Raw genomic sequence first — 24945 nt, forward strand, 5'->3', positions numbered from 1 at the left:
AATCAATGAACAATATATTAGATTGTTATTCTAATTTTAATAAAAAAAATATTTACCTATGTTTGAAATGATCTCCGCGCATTCGAGACGCATTTATTTCTATTGTCCACTAAATAATCTATTTTTAAAGCTTGAAAGTTTAGATGAGCTTTTATTATTATCTTGTACATATTCGGTACAATAAAAGAGACAAGAAAAATGCCAAATCAATTTGATGCTGTTTCTATAACAAAAAAAGCGAATGTTCATTACGAGGGACACTCCATTAGTCATGTTATTGAACTTGAAGATGGTACAAAAAAGACTTTAGGGGTGATTCTTCCAACAGAAAAAGCTTTAACTTTTAAAACCCACGTTTCAGAACGCATTGAGATCATTTCAGGCAAATGTAGTGTTCAAATTGGCGATGATCCGGATACTAAAGTCTATTCCAGTGGTGAGTCTTTTAATGTTCCTGAAAATAGTAAATTTAAAATTATTACAGATGAAGTGATTGATTACGTCTGCCATTTAGAATGAATTAAAATTACAAAGTCATAGCTTTCATAGGGTATGTTTTCCTATGAATATATTCATCTTTTCTTAAAAACTAGACGAGATGAAGTTTAAATTTTAGTATTTAAGCACTTTTACAATTATCTATAAGCTTCCACCACCATCAACATTGAGAACTTGACCCGTAATAAAACCTGCATGCTCTGATAGTAAAAAGGTTACGGCATGTGCAACATCTTGTGGTGTGCCAATCCGTCCTAAAGGAATGCTTTCTAATATCGCTTTTTCAGCTTCACTTCCAACGGGTCGGGTTTTTCTAAAAAGTTCCGTTTCAATTGGCCCCGGTGCTATACAGTTTACCGTTATTCCAAACTCAGCTAACTCGAGTGCCCAAGTTTTAGTACACCCGACCAAGGCGCTTTTTGCTGCCGAGTATGCTGTCCGTTGTTTTGCCCCGTAAATTGCCCTGCTGCCAATATTAATAATTCGTCCAAAGCGCTGTGCTTTTAGTTGCGCAACAAAATGCTGAGTCACTTGTATCGCAGCTCTTACATTTAAGTTCCAGACCTCCTCCAAGGCAAGAAAGGAAATCTGGCCTAAAGGTTGAGGCAAGCTAACTCCTGAGTTATTTACAATTCCATGTATGACATGAGATTTAGCAATTAATGCTAAGGTTTCTTCAGTTTGTTCTATATTGGATAAATCACAACTAAAAAGCTGTCCGGGAAAGTCTATATGGTCGATATTTCTGGCAATGCCAATGACATGATGTCCCTGCAAGGACAGTTCGTCGCTAATTGCTTTTCCAATACCTTTTGTAGCGCCTGTCACTAAATAAGTGTTTTTCATAGCGGATCCTTATTAGACATAAAAATAGTTTCTGGTTTGTTCTCCCCTGTTAACTACAAAAATAATAAAACATTCACTATGATTTTTTATGACGATAAGCAGATTTATATAAATTCAAGAAAACTATAATCAATATCCCCAAAATGGACATGACTTTATTTTGATTTTCTTATTTGAAATGAAGAAGTGATTGTATTTGTATACATTAAAAAGTTGTTATAGTCATTCGACTTGAGTTGGTCTTTCAATCTCTTAGTTTAAAGGCAAAATTGAGTGGCTAAGTTTAAGTAAATACATTAAAAAGAGTACGAAATAATGAAAAATTCAGTCGATGAGAAAAGAAGAATTTTCCGCGATCTCCATAAAGACGGATGCTTTATTTTACCCAACCCTTGGGATGCAGGCAGTGCAAAAATACTCGAACAACTGGGCTATAAAGCACTGGCAACAACAAGCTCAGGTTATGCATGGTCTTCTGGAAAGGCCGATGGTCAACTCGACCGAGATGAAACCTTGGCACATCTACGTTATATGGTTCAGTCCACTAACCTGCCTATCAATGCTGACTTTGAAAGTGGCTTTTCAGATACAACTCAAGGCGTCATTGAAAATGTTCTCATGGCACTTGATACAGGTATAGCAGGTATTTCTATTGAGGATTCAACCGGAAATATTGAAAAACCACTACGTGATATTCCTGATGCTGTTGAAAGAATACGAGCAGCTCGCTTAGCGATCGACCAAAGCGGAACTAACGTCATGCTTATTGGTCGTGCTGAAAACTTCTTTGTGGGTGTACCCGATTTAGAAGATACCATTAACAGGTTAAAAGCATATTCAGAAGCTGGTGCTGACTGCCTGTATGCGCCTGGTATTAAAACTCGTGAACAAATCATTGCTGTGGTGAATGCCGTTTCACCAAAACCTGTAAACGTTTTAATTGGTTGGGATAGTGATTTAACGGCAGCAGAACTTGCAGACTTGGGTGTAAGACGTATTAGTCTTGGTGGAGCATTAGCTCGTTCAGCTTGGGATGGTTTTATTAAAACAGCAAGTGCGATTGCCGAGTCAGGTAATTTCCATTCGCTCAATACTTCGGTTTCAAGTGGCGATCTTAATAGTCGATTTAAATAAGATTTGGATAAACCGCTTTATTTAGTACCTTTTAGCTAGGACCTCTGTTATGCCTTTAAACATAACGCTTTCAAGCCATCGTATACGACTACGCATATTAACTATTGAAGATTCAAGAGACTTAGTTACCGCTGCTTCCGATGGAGAACTATGGAACCTCCCTTTCACTGTAGTCCCTTCAGCAGAAACAGTAGATGACTATATTCAGCATGCACTAGAAGGTTACCAAGCGGGTACGGTTCTTCCTTTTGTAGTCGAAGATATTGCTACAGGAAAAATCATTGGGTCTACCAGATTTTGGAAAATAGATAGAAAAAATTTAAAGTTAGAAATTGGAAGTACTTGGTACTCAAAATCGTGGCAGCGAACATACGCAAATACAGAAGCAAAATATTTACTTCTTCAATATGCCTTTGAAGAGCTAAATTGCGTTAGAGTTCAGTTCACAACAGATGTACTCAATGAAAAATCCCAAAATGCGATTTTAAGAATCGGCGCCCAGAAAGAAGGTGTGGTTAGAAATGAGCGAATCATGCCTAATGGCAGAAAAAGAAATTCTGTCAGGTTCAGTATTATTGATGAAGAGTGGCCGAGCATAAAAGATAATCTAATTAAAAAGTTAAATTATTATTAATTTTTCCTACGGCTTTATCATCCATAACCATTGCAAATGAGTCTCATTTATATATACTTTACTCACTTTTTTGAGTCTAGTCAGCACTCTTGTTTGTTCGCTTGAATAGTCGCTCTTTTTTAGCCTTTCACGATTTTTATATCACTTAGGTATACTTATGTTTGCTTTCTCCCCGCGTAAAAATTTAATTACTGTTGAAATTTTAAAACATAGTAGCCCCTTACTTTTATCCCTCATCCCAATGATGTCTTGGGCAGAAACAACCGCGATTCAACCAGCACAACTAGAAACAATTAAGGTTCAGGCTGAAGCAGACTCAAGTTATATCGCAACACAAACGGCGTCGACGCTTAGAGGCAAACAAAAAAATCTAGAAAGCCCGCAAACTGTAAACGTTGTATCGAAGCAATACATGAAAGATTATTTGCCTGCAAACTTGGACAATGCACTGACTCAAGTCAGTGGCATTACGCAGGGTAATACTTTAGGTGGTACGCAAGACACCGTAATGAAACGCGGCTTTGGTGATAACCGTGACGGTTCAATTACTGTAAATGGCATGCCAATTGTGCAAGGCCGAACCATGAATGCGGCAGTTGAACAAGTTGAAGTTTTAAAAGGCCCATCTTCATTACTCTATGGCATTATGGACCCGGGTGGTGTGGTCAATGTCATTACAAAAAAACCTGAGACTACCCAGAAAACTGAACTTTCCGTATACGGCTCAAGCTTTGCTGCGGGTAAAAATGGTCTAGGTGCAAGCATAGATACCACAGGTGCAATTAGTGATAGTAACTTTGCTTATCGCTTTATTGCAGATCATTCCGACGCTGACTATTGGCGTAATTTTGGTAATCTCAAACAGACTTTAATTGCTCCGTCTGTCGCATGGGATAATGGTCAAACTAAAGTGAACCTGAGTTATCAATATCGTCACTTTGATGTACCATTTGACCGCTCTACCGTTTTTGACCCGAAAACCAATAAAGCCCTACCGATCTCTAAATATCAACGTCTAGATGAAGCGTTTAACCAAATGAAAGGTGAAGATCATTTGGCGCAATTGTTGGTAGACCACCAAATTAATGATAACTGGTCGGCTCACTTTGGTTATACCTACAACTACGAAACTTATGATGCTAACCAATTACGTGTAACCAAGTTAGATACAACTAAACACACCGTGACACGCCGTACCGATGCGACTTTAAATGCCCAAAGCGTAGACAGTAATGCTCAAGCATATATTAATGGTTCAACCAATTTGTTTGGTTTAAAGCATGATATTCAATTCGGTTCAGACATCGAATACCGTAAGTATTTCCGTCCAGATATGGTTCGTGGCAACACCTCAACTTTAGATTATTTAAATCCAAGTTATGGAACTGTTGAGCCATCTCAAAATGTTGTCGCATCAGATAGTGACCAAACCGATAAACTGCACACTTACGGTTTTTATGTGCAAGATGCAATTCAGTTAAATGAAAAATGGATTGCTGTGCTGGGTGGACGTTACCTGAACTATCAACAAACTGCTGGACGTGGCAGACCGTTTAAAGAAAATACCAACACTAACGATGATGCTTGGCTACCACATGCAGGTTTAGTTTATAAATGGAATGACCAGCTTTCATTTTATGGTAGCTATACCGAGTCACTTAAGCCGTCTTCTTCAATTGCACCTTTGGGTGGCGGTGCTGTTATTAACTCTGATGTTCAACCTGAACAAGCCAAGTCTTATGAAGTTGGCGCGAAATATGAGTTAAATGACCGTATCAAAGCTAACTTTGCACTCTACGATATTAAAAAGCGTAATGTTTTAGCTAAAGTCACTAACTCATCAACTGGTGAAGTTGAACTACATACTACGGGTGCAGTTCGTTCTAAAGGTGCTGAGCTTGACCTGACAGGACGTGTAACTGATCAACTTGATGCGACCCTAACCTATGCCTATACAGATGCGAAAGTAACTGAAGATGAAAGCGGCCTTGAAGGCAATCGCTTGAATAATGTAGCAAAAAATACTGCTTCTTTAGCATTGGCATATAACTATGGTGAACTTTACAACGGTAATTTACGTTTTGGCGTAAGCGGTAATTATGTGGGTAAACGCGCTGGCGATTCAGAAAATACCTTCGACCTGCCTGACTACACCCTTGCCAATGCCTTTGTAAGTTATGACACCACTATTGCCAAACAAGCAGTCACGTTCCAATTTAATTTAAATAATATCTTTGACAAAACCTACTACACAGCCAGTGTAAATAATTTGGCCGTGTCTCAAGGTGACTCTCGCCAAGCGGTATTACGTGCAACTTTTAAATTTTAAAACACCGGATCAGAGCAGTGCCTAAATCACTGCTCTTTTGAGAACACTATGAAAAAGCTTCTTTCCGTTGTCCTGTTGATTGGCTCATTGTTTAGCTCAGCAGTTTATGCTCAAACACGAATTGCCCTCATCTCTCAAGTTAAAGGTGCATCGGCTGGTACAGATATTGCCATTCAAAAATACTTGCAAAGCAAGGGCTATCAAGTTGAGGTATTAGATCAATCTGTTTCACCAAACACCTTAAAGAACACAGATTTAGTCATTATTTCATCTACAGTTGCTTCTAAAAACCTTCAATCTGGTTGGCGTCAACTGCCCCTTCCACTCATGACGTGGGAAAACGATTATCTTGATGACTTGGCTATGACAGGTAAACGTATAAATACCGATTTTGGCGAAGTCGAGAAAGAACGTTATTTGTGGTTGGTCAATGCGCCACATCCATTGTCTGCACAGCTTCCTGCCGGAACCCGCAATGTGTATAAAGCTCAAGCGCCTATGAGTTGGGGTAAGCCTGGTTTAGGTGCCACCATTATCGCAACGATTTATGGACAACCTGAAAAAGTAGCAATTTGGGGATATGAAAAAGGTGCAACCATGGATTATGAATCTTTAGCGCCAGCAAAACGGCTCATGTTCTTTCTTAACAATGACACGTTTACCAATCTATCTGACGATGGCTTAAAACTGTTTGATGCCTCAATTCAATGGCTCACCAACAAATAAAATCATTTATACAGCTCTCAAGGTCTTATTGATTACACCTTGCAGAGCTGCGATTAGTAGACAACATTCACTCGAACCCAGTCTTCATACTTTGTAGCCTGCACATTGGTACTCGACTGAATTACTCCATAAATAGGAATATTTTCTTTCATTCCTGTTGCGATTCCTGAGTGCATTTTACTTGCTACATTTCCCCAAATTTGAGTATGCCCTGCATCTTGATACAGTATATATGCGACAGAGGCAGGACTTGTAGCAGATTTAAGCTCAAAATTATTGTCGGAAGTTACTGCTAATTGATACGGTGTATTATGGTTACATTGGACAGTTACATCGGTTCTAGCGGCAGCAACTGGCTGCGCACGTACAACAGAACCGAAATCTAAATTTCCTTGTGTTGAGACTTCACAACTTTCTACAATAGTTAAGCTAACCTTTAATGACGTAGATGCGCTTGCAGCCTCTGCACTATTTATTAAGAGTATTCCCATAAGAGAAAATAAGGCGTGTTTAATGAGTTTCATTTCTTCTCCTTATCTTTATGTTCTAATGTCTTTTCAAATTTATAATGTCATTTTTCTGTTTTACTAAAGAAACAGTTTTTTCAGGTTCGTTTTATTTATAAAGCTTAATATTGCATACTGTCAATCGATAATAATCACATGATTTTCATATTATTCTTATAATTTGTGATGCATTCAACGTAATTTATTTAGTTTAAAAATTAGTCGATGTTTTTATTTTTCTTAAGTCATCTTTTCCCCTCCACCTGATGAGGGATAAAGCTATTTGATACATTCATTCAATAATTCCCTAATAAGTCCTTTATCTACGCAGCTCAAAAAATTTATTGTGGTAATTTTCTGAGCTGCACTTGATTTTAAATGAGACCTATTCTTCTAAATCTTCATTTTCAGGAATATCAAGAATGAGGCCATAGTCATCACGAAGCTCTTTATCTACAAGATGAAATCTATCTAAACTCAGTGAAGTCCAATGTTCCATACCAATATGTTCTAATAAAATAATTTGGAATCCATCATATTTATCCATATCAGTCACAAATTGATTCAACTCTATTAATACTTTATCTAAGCTACGAATATCGTCATTTGGCTCCCCATTACTTGAAAAGTAAGGAGTACTAACCTGATCTAGAACTAAGAAAGAAGGAACCCAAGGAATTCGCATCTTTTTTGCGATTTCATGTATTGCAAGAAAATATGAAACATGAAGATAAAGATAATTTGAAGCACTTCCTACATCAGGCATATTCTCTAGAATATTAAAGTCTGGAGAACGTAAATGAATCAGCTTCTCTTTTTCATAATATGAAGCAGAGAAACCTTCATAACCTTTCAAAGGTAGATTAGCAAGACGTTTATTAATTAAGTAATTTAATTCCTGTTTAGCTAAATTACTTTTTTCTTCATTCTCATCAACTATTCTTTTTAAAGCCACTATTGCACTGTCAAAGTCGTCTTGTACCTGATATCCATGATTTTCAATACGACTGTACACTTCAAGTTTAGCCTCAAGACGCCCTAAATACCTATAATAATCATTAGGATTACATGCAATCAGTTGGTTTCCTTTTATTGAATACAGTTCATTCTTAAGAGCTCGAATTTCTTCATCATTCTGATTGATAATATTTTTTACCTCATCCATAAAAGGAAAACTCTTACGGCTATTCAGTGAAGATTTTATATTTGAAAGTTCTTGACCTAATCGAGCAATAATTTTATTAGCAAATTCTGAAGGAAATAAATTATCGGCTTGTTTATTAAAAATACTAACTGGTTTTAGTGAGTCTTCAACTTCTTTAAGTTCCTCAATATAAATGGATTTATTATCAAGAAATGCTTTTAATTGGCGATTTTTAGCAGTTAAACGAAATATTTCACGCTCAATCTTCTCAATTTCATGATTTTGATTACTAGGAATGATAGGCATCTGAACCAAATCTTGTAGTGCAGTAATACTCTCATCATAAGTTTCAGGAATATTTTCAATTATTCCAAGCAAATGAGCCTCTTTAGATAGCGTTCCTACCTCTTCAGAAAATACTTTTGCAGATCTTTCATAAGATTCAATTTTCCTTATTTGAATAGATCTTTTTCGCTCCAGTTCTGAAAGACGGCTACGAGATAATGCAGTATCCACATTCTCAGCACCAATAGCCATCCTAAATGTCCGTTCAATTGCTTCCTGATATCGGCCATCAGTCGGTCGAATGTAAAGGTGATCAGGTGCAACAATCGTATTTTGATCTTGATAACTATACGCCAGAAAGTTGCGGAAAGAGACTTTCGATCCTGCTTGAATATATTTTCCCCCATAAGGCACTCGTAAATCAGTATCAATACCAAATGCACCACTTAAGACTCTTTTTAAATTATCAATTCTAATATTCAAGAATGGTAAGGGTGGGATAACACCATTTTCACTAAAATATGCTCGATCATTTGCACCTTTGCTTTCCGACGGGCGTGCTATAACTATTTCCTTACCATCTATAGAAAGTTTAATTCCATACCATTCAACTTTTGAATCAATATTTGTTTTTGATATTCCTTTGGTTTCACTTGCTAGCAAACAATAATCTATAATAAATAAAATTGAAGATTTTCCTTTACCAGAATCTCCAGTAATAACATTCACACGATTAGGTAGAAAATCAAGGGTTCGTTTAATACCGTTCTTTTGCCAAAGTACAATATTTGAAATTTGAATATTACTCACAAATCGATCCTAAAAGTTTGATAAAGATTTATATTAGTTTCATTAAGAAGCAGCCCAAGTTTGGGGCCAGCAGCCAAGATATCTGTGGCAATTTTTCCAATCTCATTTTTATTTTGAAAAAATATTTTCTTTTCAAGCGTCAAATATTCACCCATGAGTGTTGCAATACCTAACTCCTGTGTAAGGATCATACTATTTAACGAAGTTATGACTAAGTCTTCATACCTTGCTCGTACATTAATAAAAGCTTCGGGGTTAGAAAGTAGTAGATCTTTGCTACTTAACACAACACTATTTTTTCTTTTAAGGATCGAACGAATATTTTTATCAAAAAGTAAAGGTAAAATTAGCATCACTTTTGCTAATGATAATCGATTTTCATTTGAGTTTTCTAAAGCACTTTGTATTGCAACTACACCCATTAATTCATTGTGAAATAAACGATTCATTATTCGAATTTTCCTTTCCAATCTTTGCGCCAACCAATCCGAGGTAGATTGGAAAGCTTGATATATTTCCCACAACTCAAATTACTTGGAAGCTCAACATTGCCCGCTTTCAAAGGACTTCTCATCGTTTGATAATAGCAATCGAGTGAAGCTTGAAAATGTTTAACTTCATCATCTCCAGAATTTATTCTATGTATTTGATTATGAATTAATTTCCAATCAGATACGGCTTTGTACTCTAATCTCAAATTTTCACTTGCACTAAATGAACCAGCATCTTCCAAAGACTTCATAAACTGATCAGCAAGCATCATTTCAATTCCCCTATCCACAATTTCCTCATCGTCAATACCAATATCTTTGAGTTGGTCATGAAATTTACTACTACTAAATGAAAGAGTATCTGGACGTTGGTAGTTGTAATATATATCAAGAAATTCATCAAAATCCGCAGGCAAAGCACGGGCAGATCTAATAATTCTGTCAAAACCCATTTCAATTCGAAAATCATCAAAAGTTATTTCTACCTTATTGCCCCTTATAATTTTTGAAAATTTAGATTCTTTGAATGAACCTATTATATATTTTCGGGTTTCATCAATACGTGAAACTGGAATAGCTAACTGTCTTAATGCTAAAGATATTCTATTAATTATTGCAGAATTATCTGAATGAAACTCAAATTTTTCAAAGACAAACCTAACATCTTCATCACTAGCCTCAGCGATAGCTTTTACATATTTTGCAATTGGATTGCTTGAATCCTCAGGCTTCTTTTTTGATTCAGCTTCAGAAATTTCTTTATTAGTTTGCTTAATAAAGTTAAGTATCTCTTTAATATTCTTGGTAGGATATTTTAGTAAACTAACGAATTCTTGACTATTCAGTTTCTTATTAGTGTATAACTGAAATTTAAGTTGCAAATGATCTGGTAACTCAGGAACTAGTTTTAGCCAATTATAAAAAGTCTTCCAGATATCAATATCTCTGTCACTAATATTACTAGCATCAATTGAGTGCTTTACTTGAATAAGTAGAAGTTCTTTAGCATCTCCATTTTCATCATTAGTGGTTACATGGATGTCATCATAGACTTCTAATCCTAAAGATTGTTCTGGTCTAAGTTCAATAAGTTTTTCAATATAAACAAAATCCTGAAATTCAAAACCAAGCGATTGCTTATCTGCGGCTATCTTTTGTAAATGACTCATATAAATTTGCTCGATTTTAAGGATCTATACAGCTTCTACTCTATCGTTTTGTTAATGCACTACATTTTATGCATTTCTATCATCATATAAATAATAGAACAAGATAATAAAATAATCAAAAATCCCAACTCTTCAACTATAAATTAACTAGAATAAGTCTCTATTTACTTAAAACATATAAATTTAACTTCAGCTGAATTCTGTATCAAAAATTTTATTTAAATTATTTTAGGTAAGCTAATCCAAAATAATTTAGATTTAAAAAAAACTATTTTTAAATATTAAAATTTATTTTTTAATAAATTTTACTCACAAATATAATGATTCAGCCATAGTGGAATATTGTATAGAGTTATATTTGATTATTTTTTAAAGCTAACTATAAAGATTTACTAGCTGATATGAAAGATTATAGTTAAATTTATGCGGTATATGAAGTGATCATAAAAAGCTGCACTCTAGTCTAGAATTCTTTAAGTGCCACTTTTGTTCTCCCTCCCCACCAACAGCGACTTTTCAAAATTGAAGGATTCTGTACATTCTCGCAATTGCATAAAAAAGGTGATCAAAATAATATAAAGCCCAATAAAATATAACTTTACATATTGTTTAGTTTATAGATTCAATACTAAGAAAACTGTGAAGTTAAATTTAAAATGAATAATTCTAGTGACTAAAACCATCCACCTTTAACTTGAGAAATCATGGATATGAAAAAATATTTATTATTACTTTTACTTAGCTTCTATTCGATACATTCATTTGCTTCGGACAAACTACATGGCAGTGTTTGGAAAACCATTGATGATGAAACAAATCAACCTAGAGCACTGGTAAAATTTAGTGAAGATAAAAATGGGCTTCTAACTGCAAACATTGAAAAAATCCTTGTTCCAAGTGAAGCCAACAAATGTACGATGTGTGAAGGCACTTATAAAAACAAATCTTTAGTTGGTCTAACCATTGTCAAAAATTTAAAAAGCGTAGGTAAAAATAAATATGACAAAGGATCTATTCTCGACCCTCAGTCAGATAAAACTTATCGCTTTAGTGTAACTGTATCACCAGACGGCGAGAAACTTACCGCGCGTGGCTATATTGGTATTTCTGCAATTGGCCGAAACCAAACGTGGTATCGAGTTAAATAACTCTTGAACTAGCTTGTGACCCACTCTCTAGCTACTCACCGATCATAATTACGGTCTATATGTGCACTATATAAATGATGTGTGTAGACATTGTTATGATCGGTATTTAGCCTGAACAATCAGCATGATAATGACGAATAGCGAAGGTATTGCAGCAATCACAAACAAATGGGTAATGACCAAGAATTGAGAGAGATACCCACCAAATAGCGGCCCAATAACCGACCCTAAACGAGCAATTCCAATACTCCAACCTACTCCTGTAGTACGAAGTGAAACTGGATAATAACTTGCAGATAAGGCATTAATAGCAGGCTGCCCACCAACAATTGCGAAGCCAGCTATAAAAATAATTATAAATAGTAAAGCAATATGGCTAACAGCATAACCAATTAAAGCAACACTAATCACGGCAACGATAAAAACAGGAATGAGTACTTTATAGAATCCTGTCTTATCAATTTTAAGTCCCATCACAACACTACCAATCGTCCCGCCTAACTGTAAAGTGGAACCAATCATTAATGCCTGATTTAATGAAAGACCTGACTCTTTGGCTAAGGTGGGTAGCCAATTCGCCAGAAAATAGAGACTGATCATATTTAAAATACTGATGATCCAGATAGAATAGGTAAAAAATGCGCGCTGATTTTTAAACAATTCAAGCGGCGACTTTTTAACCTCGACTTCAGTGTTATTAATGATTTTTATTTGTGAATTGAATGTTAATGCAGGATAAAATTTCTTTAACCAAAATAAAATTTTAGGCGTGTTTTTGTTATCTTCACTCAGAAAATATAAAGATTCTGGCATCTTAAAGTATGTAATAAAGAAAATAATTAAAGGGATAATACCGCCAAAATAAAAAATCGACTGCCAACCGCCCCAAGGAACGAGTAAGGCGGATATACCGCCCCCCAACATTGCCCCTACCGTATAGCCACAAGAAATGACCATCATGGTAAAAATACGAGATTTGTGTGGAACAATTTCGGAGCTATAAGCCATCACATTTGGCATGATGCCGCCTAAAAAAATTCCTGTAACAAAGCGGATTACGGTCAATTGCTCAATATTGCCGACATGGGGCGTTAACAGCATCAATACCGAGAACATAAAGGTCGAAATGAGTAGTATCGGACGGCGACCAAAACGATCAGAAAGTGAACTTAATAAAAATGATCCGACAAACAAACCAAATAAGCTTGCACTAAACACCACCCCTAACATGGTTTTTTGAACACCCCAGTCTTCTATAATCATTGGGGCTGCGTAAGCCATAGACTGAATGTCATAGCCATCCATAATCATGAGTAATAAACAGGTGATCAGAATAAATTTTTGATAACGTCCAACTTTTTGCTGATTGATCAAATCACTTAATGCAACTTCTTTCATGGTATTCCCTTCTCCATGACATGCTTTAAATTAATCCATTTTAATTACGTTATTCGTAATTTATTTACGATTGGCGTAATTAAAAATAGCAATATTACTCCCATAAAGTCAAAAAAATATTTTTTTGTAATATAAACAATATATTAAGTGAAATTTTAATTTCCCCAATTCATCACGTCAGCTTATTGCAAGCGGCCTTTGGTCTGCTTATTTGGCAAAAATCAAGCAGACCATACATGCTATTACTTACATTATTTTAAAATTCAGACAGATATTTTAAAAAACTGCTCCATCACAGCATCTCTTTCTTCCAAACTATTTGAGCTTAAAACTTGTAGTAACAAACCATCTATCAGGTTTACCACCATGTGAGCATCGAATTTTGCCTCGCGAGTTTCTCCGCTAAAAATCAAATCAAAAATTTCATGCAGCAGCCACTTTCGATATTCAACTGCCATGCGATAAGCCTGTGGGTAAAGTAGTTTTATTTCAAAAATAGCTTTAAGTAAAAAGTTATACAGACTGTTTAAATTGGCATGGAAAACCACTATTTCTTTGAGTTTATCGATTGGTGTTCGGTAATGGTTTGAATAAATAATAGAGAGCACTTTTTCTTTGAGCAGGCTCTTTTGAAAGGCAATACACATTTCGATTAAGCGTTCTTTAGAGTGGAAATAGTTGTAAAACGTACCTTTGGCAATTTGGGTTTCTTTAACAATCAGGTCCACACCTACATGATGAAACCCATGTATCGTAATGAATTGTATGGTGGTTTGAACGACATGTAGTTTTTTGGAAGAGGTTTCTAAATTTCGCATAGTTTTACCGTTATAAAATTCTTGTTGTTTCTAAAAGAAAAAAACTGTGTCCTTTTGGGAGAAAAAAGGCACAGCAAAGCCGTAAGACAGTGCTTGGCACATCTCAAGTTTGTTGTTGCTAAGTTTTAAGTAAAAATGACTTAAAGCCTGAAAACCCTACGGCATTCAAGCTGCTGTAAATTTTTAAGCTGTATCGTTATAGCTTTTGGCAAAGGCTGCCAAGAAATAATGGATGTGCAAAGCCAACTCCTTTTTTATTGGGAGTTCTGCCGACATTAAAATTATGGTGGCAGAACGAGAAAGGGTTAGCAGACTGGTGAAAGATATAACCAGCACACCCGAAGGTGTCCCTCTCCCGTCCTACCGCTACGGGAGGAGACTAGGAGTTTACACATAAGAGTATTCCTCAGACGGAATAACTCTGATGCGATCTTTCATCACGGTCTGCTAAAACCGACTGGCAATGTGGCCAGCAGGCAAAGAATAGTGCCCAAGTTTATTGGCGTCAAGCACACAAAATGACATTTGTTTTAAATTAGATCATTAAAAAAGTAAGGCTAAACAATGAGTAGGTTATTGTTAAATTGGGTTTATAAAATAGATATTTTTTCCAATTGAGTTAGAACATTATCTACAGAATTACGCATTAAAATGATTTTTTATCTTCGATCTATATATTCTAAGTAGCCTCGCCCACTCATTTTTTGAGAAGAAAATTCACCTTCCCATTGATAGGCAGAAACAAATCCAGCAGCCAACCCGAAACAATATGGAGTGTCTACATGTGCTGAAATATCTAAAACCTTTTGGTTATTGTGATAAGCAACCCACCGAAAAGTATTTGGTAAATTCATTGAAAAATTATCAGGAGTAATCTGTGGCTCTTGTTGAAGACTGGTTACTTCAAAAAGAATATCTCCGTTGTATTGAATTGAAGTTCCATCTATATGTCGGTAGTAAACAGAAGTCAAAATTGGCTGGTCTTCGTAGCAAATAAAAGCCAGCAATAACTGCTGTTCATGATCAATATTAATCACCTGATAACTAAAAACTTTTACGGGAAGTTGTATATTTTCAACTAACCATTTGTTCTTTAGCATTGAAGTCGCTACAGCTTTCCAAGACTCAAGTGTGCATAAGCCTTGAACTGTCTTACTATGGCCCTTTTGTTTAATATGACCTTCATACTGCATTAGCACACTAAAGTGCTTATAAAACTTACTGTACGCGAACCATGAAATTGCTGATGTAGGTTTTAAATAAAGTTCTAACTCTAGGTCTTCTCTCTTGGTAATTAATAAAAATCCATCACCGTCTTCGTGTATAGCAGTTTGATTATCAAAGTTAATCGCAAAAGGAGTTTGATTAAACTGGATATCATTTTTAATCGAAAATGTTCTATAAGCTTCAGATGTGGTAGATAAAGCCGTTCCATGCACTAAAGAAGCTGTATCTCCTTTTCCATCTTTAGACATTTGATAATTCATGTCTGTAATGGTAAATCCTACATAACCCAATACTGAAGCCCATGACAAGTAACGGAATGGTTCAGGTAAATCGGGTATCATGACTCCATAATGTGTACTACCAAAGCGTTTATAAAGCGTATGTGGACTGAGTTCAAAATCTTTTGGTAATGTTGTTTGGCGCTCTGGTGTAACAGCTCCCATTAATGAGCCAGAAACCTTTGCAATTGTTTGATTGGCTTTGTCTTTAATACTGCTTGGCATTCTATGGCTTGAGATTAGCATTTTTAAAATCCTTTATTTTTATCCACTTAAAATCAAGTTCTATTTTAGAACTTGATTGGTGCTAGAAAAATATCATTTAGGGACAATCGTTAATTAAAATTAAGATTTAACAATTCCATCCCAAATTCTAAAATTTCGAATGAAGTTCGTTTGTTTGAATTAAAGACAATAAAATGGCATTAAGCTGGCCTTACTTTCTGAAATCATTTATTGATTTTTTATCTAAACTTTTGGACGTAAAGCTTTTATTCCTATTCCGAGAAATCCTCTGATTAGTCCCTTACTCACATTTAGCCAATCAAAATAATCACGCCATAAAATTATTTTTCCATCTTCTACTTCGAATGTACCACAGACCCAAAATCCGACATGTAGCGGTCCAATCTCTAAAATATCTGTACGTTCAGTAAGTACAATATTTTCTTTAGCAACAAGCTGATGATTTTTAACTTTTAATTTTCTTGCGTTGCTCAGGGCAAGCTTTATCAAGCCAGCTACCCTTTTTCCACCTTTAAATGTTGGTAAAGAAACATTGGTATAAACAATGTCAGGATGGAGTAACTCGCTGATTGTGACATGATCTTGTTGCATTAGTGCATTTAGAAAGCGTTCTACAATGTCTTCAGATTGCGCTTGGATATTACTTATATCACTGTTTAAGACTGTTTTCATTTTAGGTATTGCTCTAAAAGTTTAAATTTTGAGGTTTAAACGCTGTTGCCACAGGTTTTCTAACTTTTTGGTATCGTGGTCAAAAGGGTGAAAATCTGGTCGGTAGTAATCTAAAAAATCTTTAACGGTTTGCATTGTCAGTAGTCCTTCACTTCCCAAACCTTTTTTAAAAAATTTAGTAATACCTTTTAAAGAAAGTACTTGATCTGCTTTGAGTAGTCTTCGGGTGTTATTTGCAATTAAGAAAATTAAAATACTTCCTGCAAATGTCATGTAAAAAATCCGTGATAAATATCCCCCGCCAGATGCGACATAAGCATCAAAAAAAACCGCTTTATGTTCATTTTCTTCTACCGCATGCCATAGCCATAGTTCAGCAACTGGACCTACCAGACGATTATTCCAATTATCATTGCGTAATAGTTCAGCCCCCAAGGTTGCGGTGATATGTTCAATCGCGCAGCCAATCGACATGATATGCATACTTGGTAATATTTTTTGCATTAGGGCATATAAGGCTTTAACTTCATTCTGCAATTTATCTATATTGATCTGCTGTTCATCTGCATATCGGTTAAATGCCAAATGTTCTTTAGCATGCATTGCTTCTTGCCCAATAAAAGCACTTATCTCTGCTTGAAGTACAGAATCATCAATCTTATCTCGAACATTTCTTAAAGCTTCAATCAACATTAATTCTCCTTGAGGAAAAATAGCTGACATCGCATTCATTAAATGCGTGAAATAAGGATCATTATCGAACCAATAGCGCTTTGAACTAGTGAAATCAAAACTTAACCGTCTAACTGGAAAAGAAGCTTTTAAGCGATGTGCTATCGAAGACGGTTTAGATTTAGTTGCTTCTAGCGTGGTCATATTTATTCCAATTTTCAAAAGTACCAATTAGTTCTTTTGTAAATTGGAATAGATTTCCCGTCAATAGCTAATTTTCATCCAATTGAAATTCAAATATTTATTTGTAAGGTTCAATGTTTAAAAAAACAATCTTGAGCCAAAAAGCGGTTAATGTTAGTTTTAGCAAGATTTCAAAATATTAGAAGATTTAGTGTGGAAAAACTCTCTGGCGCTTACGATACTCAAGCAGCAGGCTTACCCAGAGGTAGAACCAGCCTGTTAACTGAAGAAACACGTGAAAAGCAGCAACGTCGTTTGGTTAAAGCAGCGATTAGTGCATTTGCAGAAAAAGGATTTACCGCTACAACCATTACAGACATTGTTAAAAGAGCACGTGTATCTAAACAGGTTTTTTATGAAATATTTGAAAATAAAGAAGATTGTTTTTTAGCCGCGGATGCTTTAGGTAGAAAAGCTTTATTTGAACAAGTTCTCTCTGATATTAAACTTGAGAGTAATGATGCCGATCAATGGATTAGATCTTCCGTCCGCGCCTACTTACATCTGTGTAATAGCGAACAAGACTTTACCAAAGCTTGGGCAATCGAGTTTCCAAATGCAGGGAATCGTTGTCGTGAACAACGTAACTTATTCTTCGCTGAATTAGGCAAAAGACTTAAATCTATACATACCGTTATTAAAAAGACTCAGCCCGATCAGTGGGTGGCTGTCCCAGATTTATTTTACGATGCAGCAATTGGTGGCGCTTATGAAATTATCTTTCGTTATATTTGCCAGAACAAATTTACTGAACTATTAGACCTTGAAGATGATCTTGTTAATTTCATTCAATTTTCTATTGGCCATAAACGGTTATAAGTTAGAAATTAGTATTTTTAAAACTGTTTATTAGATGTCAAAGTTTATGGAGTCAGATCACCCTCCTCTACTTAGTAAGAACCAATAAGTTTTCGTCCCAAAAACTGAATCTAATTATCTCTAATCAGCCTACTGAAGGGATCTTATCAGTAGGCTAATTAAACTTATAAAATAGCAAAAATCAAAGTTTTATAAAAAAATCTATTTATGCCTTTAAGAAGTCAGATTTTTTGTTATAGTGTTGCGCAACTGATTTCCATAAAGTGATTATTTGGGTGTCAATGGTTTTAGGCAGATTGCTTGGTTTAGCAGCAATCTTGTTACAAATCGCTGTTTTCTTACAGCCATTACTACCAGAGAAATATCAAGTTTCTCCAGTATGTGAGACTATTGCCCAAGCACTTCAACTCAATCACTCTCCAGAGCAGCATTCTCACCATTCAATGCATCATGATGATTTATCTCATCATCAAATGCATGATATGACCTCTTCTTCCGTCATTAAAGCTGAAGCGAAGCAAAATACGACACATCATCATGATGCGGGTCATCAATGTCAGTACTGTGTTGTTTACAGTCACGTGTTGCCTTTGCCAGATCTGGATTTAAAGCAAATTCTAGTCAGAATTCAGGTTCGGTTTCTTGCTTTTCTAGAAAACTTTTTTCATGTTTTCTTTAAGCTTCAACAGCTCTTTCTTATTCCCCAAGGCCGCGCCCCACCTTTATTACTATCAGTCTAACTTGATACTCAAAACTTTATGTTTTGAAAAAAATATATTTTTCAAGAGATTATAGTAATGCTTTCTTTTCAAAATCATGCTCTTAAACGGGTAGAGATAACTACAACTGTCGTTTTAGCAAATCAAATAAAATTTGAGGTGCTCGTATGACTCTAGGTTTAACAGCACTTGAATTGGCTCGAATCCAATTCGCATTTACCGTTTCATTTCATATTATTTTCCCTGCAATCTCGATTGGTCTTGCAAGCTTCCTTGCTGTTTTAGAATGGCGTTGGCTGCGTACCAATGACGCTATATATAAAGATCTCTTTAAGTATTGGGTCAAAATCTTCGCGGTTGCATTTGGAATGGGCGTTGTCTCTGGTGTGGTCATGAGCTATCAATTTGGAACCAACTGGAGCGAATTTTCAAGATTTGCAGGTGGAGTTACAGGCCCTTTACTCACCTATGAAGTTCTTAGTGCTTTTTTCTTGGAAGCCGGTTTTTTAGGAATTATGCTATTTGGCTGGGGCCGTGTGGGTAAAAAAGCTCACTTCTTCGCAACACTTATGGTTGCGATAGGTACCTGTATTTCAATGTTCTGGATTTTATCTTCAAATAGCTGGATGCAAACCCCTCAAGGGTTCTCAATTGAGAATGGCATCATAGTTCCTCAAGACTGGTTTGCAATTGTATTTAACCCTTCCTTCCCTTATCGACTTGCGCATATGGCAATCGCAGCTTTTATGGTTGCAGCTTTACTTGTAGCAGGTACTGCAGCTTGGCATTTAATTAAAGGTCGCCGTGATGAGTTAGTAAAAAAGTCGTTTTCTATGGCTCTTTGGCTGATTTTAATTTTAGCGCCAGTACAAATCTTTGTCGGTGACGCACACGGTTTAAATACCTTAGAACATCAACCAGCAAAACTTGCAGCAATGGAAGGTCATTGGGAAACCAATCATAACGAGGGAATGCCACTGTACTTATTTGGTATTCCAGATATGCAAGAAGAACGCACCAAGTATGCGATTTCAATTCCAAATCTTGGAAGCTTAATTCTTACTCACTCCAAAGACGGAAGCGTAAAAGGTTTGAAAGATTTTGCACCAGAAGATCGTCCGAATTCGACTGTAGTATTTTGGAGTTTCCGAATTATGGTCGGGCTTGGCATGCTTATGCTGCTTTTGGCACTTACAGGATTATGGCTAAGAAAAACTGGCAAGCTTTATGAGAGTAAATGGTTTCATCGCTTTGCTTTAGTTATGGGCCCGTCAGGTTTTATTGCTTTACTTGCAGGTTGGTTTACTACAGAAGTTGGACGTCAACCTTGGGTTGTTTATGGTGTCATGCGAACTAAAGATGCATTATCTCCTGTATCTGCCGAACAAGTCGGACTCACGCTCATTATTTTTGTTTTGGTTTATTGCATCGTATTTGGAATCGGCATTTATTACATGCTGAAATTGATCAATAAAGGGCCTGAGTTCATTTATAGCCAAGTTAATGAGGTTGGCGGTGTTGGACACTTTAAAACACCAATGCGCCCTCTAAGTGCAACTGATGAAGATATTGATGATCAAGAACAAGGAGCATCTTCATGATTGATTTATCTTTGATCTGGATTGTCATTATTGCAATTGGCGTATTTATATATGTTGTACTTGATGGTTTTGATCTAGGCATTGGAATCTTGTTTCCTTTTATCAAAGACCAACAGGAACGCGATGTAATGATGAATACCGTTGCACCTGTCTGGGACGGTAATGAAACATGGATGGTACTTGGCGGTGCTGGTTTGTTTGCGGCATTCCCGATGGTTTATTCAGCAGTTTTATCTGCTTTATATTTACCTATTATTCTCATGGTGATCGCTCTAATTTTTCGCGGTGTCGCTTTTGAGTTCAGATTTAAAGCGAATCGAACCAAATACCTATGGGATGCTGCTTTTATTGGAGGTTCTGTTTTATCAAGTTTCTTACAAGGCGTCATTCTTGGTGCGTATATTCAAGGTATCCATGTTATTGATGGTCGCTATGCAGGTGGCGGATTAGATTGGTTAACGCCTTTTTCAGTTTTTACAGGGTTCGGCGTAATCATTGTATATGCAGCACTTGGTTGCGGTTGGCTCATTATGAAAACTGAAATGCAATTACAAACGAGTATGTATCGCTTAATGCCAAAACTAATTATGACGCTATTGTTAGTTTTTATTGCTGTGAGTGTTTATACCCCATTAGCTCATCCGGTTATTGCAGCACGCTGGTTCAATGCGCATCAGCTTCTTTACTTTAGTCCGGTACCTATTCTGGTCGTAGTTTTTACTTATCTCACCATTAAAGCCTGTCAAAAACAGCAAGAATCAATGCCCTTCTTATATACCTTGGCTTTAGTATTTTTAGCCTATACCGGTTTTCTGATTAGCATTTTTCCATACGTTATTCCACCATCAATTACGATTTGGGAAGCCGCAGCGCCTGCCAATAGTCAATTGTTTGCGCTTATAGGCGCGCTCGTACTTATCCCTATTATCATCATCTATACCATTATGGCTTATTGGGTGTTTAGGGACAAAGTACGTGTAGGTGATGAAGGTTATCACTAAGAGTAAATGACATGAAATTATCGAAATTCCAATGGTTTATTTTACTCTGGGTTGCTGGTTTCTTAAGTCTACTCACTATTGCAATGTTCTTTAGATTACTTTTGCAGCTTGCTTATTAAAGGAGGATCACACAGTGGATATGCCCTCCATCATGCAAATGCACGAGCAAGAGTTTGGCTATGAAATTATCAGAGCACGGCGACAAATGAAAATTTCACAAGCCCAACTTGCAAGTAAGCTAGGAATATCAATACGCACTTTAGAAAGTTGGGAAAGAGGAATTAGGCACCCTTCTAAACCGTCTCAAGCACTTATTCGGCTATTTATTAAATCACCCGAATTTGTTTTGAAAAATCTTACCTAACAAGAAAAGACCATGCACAAGCATGGTCTTTTCTTCTTTATTTTTTACTTAATTAAAATTTATCAAGGTACTTAAGCCATCTAGCAAACTTGCCAGTTATTAATGTTATGTTATAACATAACATTAATTTCATAATTTAAGTTCTTAATAAATGAATCTTGTTCTCCCAGATATCTCTGCCGAGCCAACTTTACCAAATGCTTATAGTTACCGCCTTGATTGGGTCGGTATGGAAAACATCGCCTTACCAGTCCGTATTGAAAATACTTTATGCTCAAGTCACGTCAATGCTTATGTCAGTTTAGATGATCCCTTAGCAAAGGGCATCCATATGTCACGTCTGTATACACGCCTTTTAGAGTTAACATCCCTCAAAAATATTAATATGCTCGATCTAAAATTAGTCTTAGAAGACTTTTTAGAAAGCCATCAAGATTTATCACAGCATGCAAAAATTGAAATTCACAGTAGCCTTTATATCGAACGACCAGCATTAGTCAGCAAGCTTTCAGGGTGGAAAAGTTATCCTTTTGTTTTGTCATGCCAACTCTTTAATGATCAATTCGAGGCAGAATTAAAAGTCGAGATTCCCTATTCTTCAACCTGTCCATGCTCTGCTGCACTTTCAAGAAATATTATTCAACAACGGTTTGAGTCAGCCTTACAAAACCAAGAAATTCGGCTTGATCCACAAGACATTATGAGCTGGTTAAATACCACCGATGCAATTGCAGCAACGCCACATAGCCAAAGAAGCTTTGCCCTACTTCAATTTAAATTAAACCAAGACTTTCATGAAATTCCACTCATCGAATTTATAAACCAAGCTGAACTAGCCTTAATGACACCCGTACAAACTGCTGTAAAACGGGTTGATGAACAAGCATTTGCGGTTGCCAACGGTCAAAATTTAATGTTCTGCGAAGATGCATTAAGACGACTTTATGGCTCATTTATACATCACAAATATATTCATGGTTTCAAATTTAGAGTGACTCATGCAGAAAGTCTGCATGCACATGATGCTGTGGCTCAAGGGTCTTGGCAGTGGTAGGACATTCTATAACCAACTGAAACTACGCGTTATCGGGTTTAAAAAACTGTATTTCCCATGAGTTAAATAGTTTCAGCTTATCCCTCTCACCATCTCAACTTAAATAAACTGATCTAAACGGTAATTCCATGCTACGTAAAAACCCATCTGGCCATCTCCCTGTTATTGATCAATCAGCCTATATCGATCAAACCGCTATTATTTGTGGCAAGGTCATTGTTCATGCCAATGTATTTATTGGCCCTTATGCCGTAATTCGTGCAGATGAAACCGACGAAAATGGAGAAATGCAACCTATTATCATTGGCGCAAATTCCAATATCCAAGATGGTGTTGTGATTCACTCCAAAGCTGGTGCATCAGTAGTGATTGGTGAAAGTACATCAATTGCTCATCGTTCAATTATTCATGGGCCTTGTGAAATTGGTCATCATGTTTTCGTGGGTTTCAACAGCGTCATATTTAACTGCAAGGTCGGTAATTACAGCGCTATTCGCCATAACGCAGTCGTCGACGGCCGTGATTTACCGAACCATTTTTATGTTCCCGCAATGAGCTACATCAACCCTAAAACTGACTTAGCGCAATACCCTCCGGTTGATATCTCTATCAGTGAATTTTCAGAGAGTGTTGTCTCAACAAACATTGAGTTGGTTAAAGGCTATAAGGCATTACACAATGAGTTTTAAACCCTATTCTAAAATTATTATTCGAGATGCCAATGTAGTGAATGAGGGAAAACAGCAATGTGTAGATGTACTTATTCAAGATGGACGGATCAAAAAAATTGCACCAAGCATTCCTCATGTTGTTAACGCTAAAACAATTCATGCTAACGGAAACTGGCTAATTCCCGGAATGATCGATGATCAAGTCCATTTTAGAGATCCAGGCTCAACCCATAAAGGCAGTATTGCTTCGGAATCTATGGCAGCAGTCATTGGTGGAATTACCAGTTATATGGATATGCCAAACACAAATCCACCAACCCTATCTTTAGATGCCTTAATACAAAAAAAACAAATAGCCGCCCAATATAGCATGGCAAATTATGCCTTCCATTTTGGAGTAAGTTCTGCAAATTTAGATATTGTTGAACAGCTTAATCCCAAGCTCATCAGCGGTGTAAAAGTTTTTATGGGCGCCTCTACTGGCAATATGTTGGTAGATGATCCACAAGTGCTTGAACGTTTATTTGCAAATGTCCCAACCATTCTTTTAACGCACTGCGAATATACACCGCGCATTAAAGAAAGAGAAAAATTATATTTTGAGAAATATGGCGCAAACATTCCAGCACATATGCACCCTAAAATTCGGGATAAACAAGCATGCTTTGAAAGCTCAAGTTTAGCAGTGTCTTTAGCAGAAAAATATGGAACTCAACTGCATGTTTTACATATTAGTACAGCCAAAGAATTATGCTTGTTTAAAGATTTGCCCTTAAATTTAAAGCATATTTCTGCGGAAGTATGCATTCATCACCTTAGTTTTGATGAATCAGACTATGCTGCGCTTAGCCATTTAATTAAATGTAATCCAGCCATTAAAACTCAACAAGACAAAGATGCACTTATCACTGCCATCGCTCAAACTAATCGCTTAGATATTATTGGTACAGATCACGCACCGCATACATGGGAGGAAAAACAACAATCCTATTTAAAAGCACCATCTGGCCTTCCGTTGGTTCAACATGCTGTTCCAGCACTCATGGAACTTGTGGCAGAAAAAAAAATAAGTATAGAAACAATGGTGAAGAAAACATCACACCAAGTCGCTGATTTATTTAAACTCAAAGATCGAGGATATATACGCGAAGGCTACTGGGCAGATTTGGTTCTGCTTAAAGAAAATAAAGAAGCTATTACTGTTAAAGATCAAAAAAACTATATGCGATGTAACTGGACTCCATTTCAAAACAAAAGCTTTCGCTATGAAGTTGATACAACTATTGTTTCAGGACAGTTGGCTTGGCATCAAAATCAGTTATTTTTAAGTTGTCGAGGTAAAGCATTGGACATAGACAGATAACTCAAGTGAAATTTAAAAATAATTAAATTAGATGCTATAACTTGTTCAGATTGAACCATAAAAAACCCGCAAAATATTG

24 protein-coding genes are annotated in these 24945 nt (G+C 36.3%); 14 read left to right on the forward strand and 10 right to left on the reverse strand.

What is annotated here, in order from left to right; all coding sequences use genetic code 11:
- Window positions 1-198 precede the first annotated feature (198 nt).
- The gene (locus I8T81_RS12565) at window positions 199-519 is read left to right on the forward strand and encodes a pyrimidine/purine nucleoside phosphorylase (RefSeq protein ID WP_004702576.1); all 321 of its coding nucleotides are present in this window, start codon (window positions 199-201) and stop codon (window positions 517-519) included.
- Window positions 520-639: 120 nt separating this feature from the next.
- Here I8T81_RS12565 and I8T81_RS12570 read toward each other — a convergent pair whose 3' ends face one another.
- Entirely contained in the window at window positions 640-1344 is a 705-nt protein-coding gene (locus I8T81_RS12570) for an SDR family oxidoreductase (protein WP_198071352.1), read from the reverse strand.
- A 315-nt stretch (window positions 1345-1659) separates the two neighbouring features.
- Between I8T81_RS12570 and I8T81_RS12575 the strand changes: the two genes are divergently transcribed.
- The 4 genes from I8T81_RS12575 (at window position 1660) to I8T81_RS12590 (ending at window position 6167) form a co-directional block, all read left to right on the forward strand.
- Window positions 1660-2478 carry an isocitrate lyase/PEP mutase family protein gene (locus tag I8T81_RS12575; RefSeq protein WP_198071353.1) on the forward strand — a complete coding sequence of 273 codons (819 nt, stop codon included), beginning with the start codon at window positions 1660-1662 and terminating at the stop codon, window positions 2476-2478.
- Between the two features lie 49 nt (window positions 2479-2527).
- Window positions 2528-3112, forward strand: a complete 585-nt coding sequence (locus tag I8T81_RS12580; RefSeq protein WP_198071354.1) for a GNAT family N-acetyltransferase — start codon at window positions 2528-2530, stop codon at window positions 3110-3112.
- A gap of 157 nt (window positions 3113-3269) precedes the next feature.
- Complete coding sequence (locus I8T81_RS12585) at window positions 3270-5441, forward strand: TonB-dependent siderophore receptor (protein WP_198071355.1); 2172 nt, start codon at window positions 3270-3272, stop codon at window positions 5439-5441.
- A 48-nt stretch (window positions 5442-5489) separates the two neighbouring features.
- Window positions 5490-6167, forward strand: coding sequence for a hypothetical protein (locus I8T81_RS12590; protein ID WP_198071356.1), 678 nt, complete (start codon window positions 5490-5492; stop codon window positions 6165-6167).
- A gap of 53 nt (window positions 6168-6220) precedes the next feature.
- Here I8T81_RS12590 and I8T81_RS12595 read toward each other — a convergent pair whose 3' ends face one another.
- The 4 genes from I8T81_RS12595 to I8T81_RS12610 form a co-directional block, all read right to left on the reverse strand.
- Window positions 6221-6691, reverse strand: coding sequence for a Csu type fimbrial protein (locus tag I8T81_RS12595; RefSeq protein ID WP_004702585.1), 471 nt, complete (start codon window positions 6689-6691; stop codon window positions 6221-6223).
- Between the two features lie 367 nt (window positions 6692-7058).
- Window positions 7059-8912: a DUF3732 domain-containing protein gene (locus tag I8T81_RS12600; protein WP_198071357.1), complete on the reverse strand. Its 1854-nt coding sequence runs from the start codon at window positions 8910-8912 to the stop codon at window positions 7059-7061.
- Window positions 8909-9361 (reverse strand): three component ABC system middle component, encoded by a 453-nt coding sequence (locus I8T81_RS12605; RefSeq protein ID WP_198071358.1) that lies wholly within the window; start codon window positions 9359-9361, stop codon window positions 8909-8911. The genes I8T81_RS12600 and I8T81_RS12605 overlap by 4 nt, the downstream gene beginning before the upstream one ends.
- The gene (locus tag I8T81_RS12610; protein WP_198071359.1) at window positions 9361-10572 is read right to left on the reverse strand and encodes a hypothetical protein; all 1212 of its coding nucleotides are present in this window, start codon (window positions 10570-10572) and stop codon (window positions 9361-9363) included. Before I8T81_RS12610 ends, I8T81_RS12605 begins: the two co-directional genes overlap by 1 nt.
- Window positions 10573-11282: 710 nt before the next feature.
- Here I8T81_RS12610 and I8T81_RS12615 point away from each other — a divergent pair.
- Complete coding sequence (locus I8T81_RS12615) at window positions 11283-11720, forward strand: DUF2147 domain-containing protein (protein WP_025465118.1); 438 nt, start codon at window positions 11283-11285, stop codon at window positions 11718-11720.
- A gap of 93 nt (window positions 11721-11813) precedes the next feature.
- Here the strand turns inward: I8T81_RS12615 and I8T81_RS12620 are convergent, their stop codons facing one another.
- The 5 genes from I8T81_RS12620 to I8T81_RS12640 form a co-directional block, all read right to left on the reverse strand.
- The gene (locus tag I8T81_RS12620) at window positions 11814-13118 is read right to left on the reverse strand and encodes an MFS transporter (protein ID WP_198071360.1); all 1305 of its coding nucleotides are present in this window, start codon (window positions 13116-13118) and stop codon (window positions 11814-11816) included.
- A gap of 263 nt (window positions 13119-13381) precedes the next feature.
- Window positions 13382-13936, reverse strand: a complete 555-nt coding sequence (locus I8T81_RS12625; protein ID WP_198071361.1) for a TetR/AcrR family transcriptional regulator — start codon at window positions 13934-13936, stop codon at window positions 13382-13384.
- 659 nt (window positions 13937-14595) lie between these two features.
- A complete protein-coding gene (locus I8T81_RS12630) occupies window positions 14596-15687 on the reverse strand; it encodes a DUF6670 family protein (protein ID WP_198071362.1) in 1092 nt (363 codons plus the stop codon).
- Between the two features lie 222 nt (window positions 15688-15909).
- Window positions 15910-16359, reverse strand: a complete 450-nt coding sequence (locus I8T81_RS12635) for a limonene-1,2-epoxide hydrolase family protein (protein WP_198071363.1) — start codon at window positions 16357-16359, stop codon at window positions 15910-15912.
- Window positions 16360-16380: 21 nt separating this feature from the next.
- Window positions 16381-17235, reverse strand: coding sequence for a metal-dependent hydrolase (locus tag I8T81_RS12640; protein ID WP_019457366.1), 855 nt, complete (start codon window positions 17233-17235; stop codon window positions 16381-16383).
- 192 nt (window positions 17236-17427) lie between these two features.
- On the opposite strand from I8T81_RS12640, the gene I8T81_RS12645 reads away from it, so the two are divergent.
- The 8 genes from I8T81_RS12645 to I8T81_RS12680 all read left to right on the forward strand — a co-directional run bounded on the left by I8T81_RS12645 (window position 17428) and on the right by I8T81_RS12680 (window position 24866).
- Window positions 17428-18093 (forward strand): TetR/AcrR family transcriptional regulator, encoded by a 666-nt coding sequence (locus I8T81_RS12645; protein ID WP_151684539.1) that lies wholly within the window; start codon window positions 17428-17430, stop codon window positions 18091-18093.
- Window positions 18094-18374: 281 nt separating this feature from the next.
- Window positions 18375-18833: a DUF2946 family protein gene (locus I8T81_RS12650; RefSeq protein WP_019457368.1), complete on the forward strand. Its 459-nt coding sequence runs from the start codon at window positions 18375-18377 to the stop codon at window positions 18831-18833.
- Between the two features lie 146 nt (window positions 18834-18979).
- Window positions 18980-20413, forward strand: coding sequence for a cytochrome ubiquinol oxidase subunit I (locus tag I8T81_RS12655; RefSeq protein ID WP_077162525.1), 1434 nt, complete (start codon window positions 18980-18982; stop codon window positions 20411-20413).
- Window positions 20410-21414 carry a cytochrome d ubiquinol oxidase subunit II gene (gene cydB, locus I8T81_RS12660; RefSeq protein WP_077162526.1) on the forward strand — a complete coding sequence of 335 codons (1005 nt, stop codon included), beginning with the start codon at window positions 20410-20412 and terminating at the stop codon, window positions 21412-21414. The genes I8T81_RS12655 and cydB overlap by 4 nt, the downstream gene beginning before the upstream one ends.
- A gap of 139 nt (window positions 21415-21553) precedes the next feature.
- On the forward strand, window positions 21554-21778 hold the full coding sequence (locus I8T81_RS12665; protein WP_052319507.1) for a helix-turn-helix domain-containing protein: 225 nt from the start codon (window positions 21554-21556) through the stop codon (window positions 21776-21778).
- A gap of 151 nt (window positions 21779-21929) precedes the next feature.
- Window positions 21930-22832: a GTP cyclohydrolase FolE2 gene (gene folE2, locus I8T81_RS12670; RefSeq protein ID WP_198071364.1), complete on the forward strand. Its 903-nt coding sequence runs from the start codon at window positions 21930-21932 to the stop codon at window positions 22830-22832.
- A 128-nt stretch (window positions 22833-22960) separates the two neighbouring features.
- A complete protein-coding gene (locus tag I8T81_RS12675; protein WP_198071365.1) occupies window positions 22961-23521 on the forward strand; it encodes a gamma carbonic anhydrase family protein in 561 nt (186 codons plus the stop codon).
- Window positions 23511-24866 carry a dihydroorotase gene (locus I8T81_RS12680; protein WP_198071366.1) on the forward strand — a complete coding sequence of 452 codons (1356 nt, stop codon included), beginning with the start codon at window positions 23511-23513 and terminating at the stop codon, window positions 24864-24866. The genes I8T81_RS12675 and I8T81_RS12680 overlap by 11 nt, the downstream gene beginning before the upstream one ends.
- The last annotated feature ends 79 nt before the right edge of the window (window positions 24867-24945 follow it).

The organism is Acinetobacter seifertii (genome assembly GCF_016064815.1).
GTDB classification, from domain to species: domain Bacteria; phylum Pseudomonadota; class Gammaproteobacteria; order Pseudomonadales; family Moraxellaceae; genus Acinetobacter; species Acinetobacter seifertii.